Raw genomic sequence first — 3343 nt, 5'->3', positions numbered from 1 at the left:
GCGCCGTCGTGGGGGTCGGCGTCGGCGTGGGTGCGGGGGCGCGGCCGGTCGAGACGAGAAGCCGCACCGTGGACCCGACGCGCGCGGACCCGCCGGCCGCGGGCGCCGAACCGATGACCGTGCCCGCGGGGCGGTCCGATACCGTCGCGACGTTCTCGGGCGCGAAACCCGCCGCGCGCACCGCCGCCTCGGCGTCGACCGCCGACCACCCGTCGACCGGGGGCACGGCGTTGGTTCCGGATGCCACGACGAGGCGCACGGTCGTGCCGCGCGGCACCGCGGATCCAGCGGCCGGGTCGGCGGAGATCACCGTGCCCGCCGCGAGCGAGGAGTCCTGGGTGGTCACCGCGCCCGCCACGAGCCCGGCGGCCTGGATCGCCGAGAGGGTCTGCTCGAGCGAACCCAGGTCGGGGACGACCGCGTCGTCGGGGACCGCGGCGGGGGGAACGGGAGTCGTGGGCGAGGCCTCCGGAGTGCTCGACGACGATGCCGTCGCGGTGGGCGCCGCTCCCGGTCCGGGGCGCCCCGCCGTGGCCATGAGGGGAACGGCCACCGCGACGAGCGCGAGGACCGCGATCACGACCGCCGCCGTCGCCCAGCCCGGGCCGTCGCCGCGGGAGCGTGGGGTGTCGACGGCGCCCGTCTCGGCCGCCGGGGCAGGGGCGAGGATCGGGGCGACGCTGGATACCGGGCGCAGCACGCGGGTCGCGTGCTCCGGCGCCAGCGCCGGAGCCGCGGCCTCCAGCGCGCGCCGCATTTCGGCCGCGTCGGCGAAGCGGTCGGCGGGGTCCTTGAGCATCGCCCGCACCAGGACGCGGTCCAGCGCCGGTGACACCCCGCGGGCGCGCACCGAGGCCACGGGCGGCGGCGCCGACAGCTGCGCACGCACCACGGCATCCCGGTCGCCGCCCTCGAAGGGCGCCCGTCCGGTGAGGGCGAAGTACAGGAGACCGCCCACTTGGTAGACGTCGCCGCGGACGCCGACCGGTTCGCCGCGCAACTGCTCGGGCGAGGCGTACTGCGCGTTTCCCACCACCCCGGCGGTCGCAGACGCCGAACTGCGCAGGACGTCGTCTCCGCGCGCGTCGCGGCCCGCGGCATCCGCCAGTCCGAAATCGAGCAGGGTCGTGCGCACGGGCTCGGCCCCCTCGAAACGCACGAGGACGTTGGCCGGGGAGACGTCGCGATGGACCAGGCCGACGGCGTGGGCCGCTTCCAGGGCGCTGAGGATCGTCACGCCGATGCCGCGGGCGGCCCCGGCACCGAGCGGACCGTGGGCGAGCACGTGCTCGGCGAGCGTCGTTCCCTCCAATCGTTCCTGGGCGATCCACGCGATCGTGACCGCACCGTCCTGGAAGGTGCCGACATCGACCACCTCGACGATCCCCGGGTGGGACACCGCGGCGGTGCGCCGGGCCTCGACGAGGAAGGCCTCGCGCAGAGCCTCACTCTCGGACAAGTGCGGATGCAGCAGCTTGATGGCCACCGGGCGATTCAGGAGCGTGTCCGTGGCCGCGAACACCGATGCCGTCCCACCCGAGCCGAGGAGTCCCTCGAGGCGGAACCGGCCGGCGATGAGGCCCGGACCCGTCGTCACGACGATCCCGCGCAGGACAGGACGAGGCTGGATGCCACGATCACGGGGTGTTCATCACGACGCGGGTGCGTCGCCCGGAAGCGGTACCGATGCTGACGCCCTGGGCGATCTCGGCCGTGCCGAGGGCGTGGCTGGCGGCCCGCCCGGCAGCTGCGGCCTCGCTCGCCGACTCGTACCAACGCGCCGCGGTGAGCACGGGACGATCGCCGCGGCGGATGACCCATCCGTGCGTCGTCGACTGCGGTCCCCGCACGGCGGTCACCGTCATCTCCTCCACCCGGGCCTGCTCGGCGACCACGGCGTCGAACGCCGCCCGCGGCGATGCGAAGACCCGGGCGCACCGAGCGAGCTCGCGGTTGTTCGTGGCCAGCAGGCGCCACACTCCGAACACGCCGAGCGGGGTGAGGGCGGCCTCGGGAGTGCTCTCGCCGAGGCTGCCGGCGGTCATCGACCACTCGGGCAGGAGGTGGGAGCGGAACAGCAACCACGCGCCGAGCCGCGGATCATGGATCGACCGGAAGGTGTCGAACACGATCCGCGCGCGCCGCACTGTGCGATCGGAGAGCTTCTCGCTCACGGATACCCCTGTCTGACGGCCGCAGAACTGAAGGGTCGGGCACCCGGACTGCAGTCCGTAGGCAAAAAGTGCCGTGGCACGGTATCCGTAGGTCCATCGGCGGATGAACGCCGGGTACACGGGCGCTCAACGCTCGGGGTTCACCCGCAGATCACCCCTGCGGGCGACGCCTCGCGCCGCGCACCTTCGGGCGTCTCACCAGGACGGTGGCGGCGGCGCTCAGAGCGTGCGGCGTCCTTCGAACGCGCGGCCGAGGGTGACTTCGTCGGCGTACTCGAGGTCGCCGCCGACGGGGAGACCGGATGCCAGGCGGGTGACGCGGATCTCGAGGGTGTGCAGCAGCCGGCTCAGGTACGTGGCCGTCGCCTCGCCCTCGAGGTTCGGGTTGGTGGCGAGGATGACCTCCTGCACCGTGCCGTCGGCGAGGCGCTGCATGAGCTGCGTGATGCGCAGGTCGTCGGGACCGATACCGGCGATGGGGCTGATCGCGCCACCGAGGACGTGGTACAGGCCGCGGAACTCTCGCGTGCGCTCGATCGCGGCGACGTCCTTGGCGTCTTCGACGACGCAGATGAGGGCCTCGTTACGACGCGGGTCGCGGCAGATCGAGCAGCGGTCCTGCTCGGAGACGTTGCCGCAGACCTCGCAGAACTTGACCTTCTCGCGGATCTCGCCGAGGAGCGTCGACAGTCGGGAGACGTCGAACGTCGGCGACTGGAGGATGTGGAAGGCGATGCGCTGCGCCGACTTGGGCCCGATGCCGGGCAGCCGACCGAATTCGTCGATGAGGTCTTGGACGATGCCGTCGTACATCAGTTGAACCTCGTCGGGGGCTCGTAGGGCTCGTCACGGACGTAGTTCGCCCCGAGCATCTGGCGCACGACCGCCTCGCCATAGCGCTGCACTCCCCCGCGCAGCGGAGCCATCCGCGGCACGACGACGGGAGGGACGGGACGATCGAGCTCGTCGTCGGCGGGCGGGATGACGTCGTCGTCGTCGACCTCGTCGGGCGCGGGGACGGAGGCGGCGACGTCGGCGGCGGGGAGAACGCTTCCCTCGAAGGGCGGCGGAGCGATACGGACGGCGGGTCGCCCCGTGGCATCCTCGGGCTCGTCGTCGACCGCGAGAACCGTGCCCGCGACGGCCGGCGCGGCGTGCGGTGCGGGGGG

At 73.4% G+C, this 3343-nt stretch carries 3 protein-coding genes and 1 pseudogene; all 4 read right to left on the bottom strand.

The window, feature by feature from the left end; all coding sequences use genetic code 11:
* Positions 1-1597, bottom strand: a 1597-nt coding sequence (locus tag FE256_RS17635) for a protein kinase domain-containing protein (protein WP_138178250.1), incomplete at its 3' end; no start/stop codon positions are given.
* Positions 1598-1637: 40 nt separating this feature from the next.
* Positions 1638-2174, bottom strand: coding sequence for a hypothetical protein (locus FE256_RS17630; protein WP_138178248.1), 537 nt, complete (start codon positions 2172-2174; stop codon positions 1638-1640).
* A gap of 219 nt (positions 2175-2393) precedes the next feature.
* Complete coding sequence (gene recR / locus FE256_RS17625; RefSeq protein WP_138178246.1) at positions 2394-2987, bottom strand: recombination mediator RecR; 594 nt, start codon at positions 2985-2987, stop codon at positions 2394-2396.
* Positions 2987-3343: pseudogene (locus FE256_RS17620) on the bottom strand (DNA polymerase III subunit gamma and tau); the annotation flags it as partial. The pseudogene FE256_RS17620 and the gene recR, both read right to left, overlap by 1 nt.

The organism is Microbacterium sp. 5K110 (assembly GCF_005774735.1).
Lineage (GTDB): Bacteria > Actinomycetota > Actinomycetes > Actinomycetales > Microbacteriaceae > Microbacterium.
This window is presented reverse-complemented; position numbering and strand designations above follow the sequence as displayed.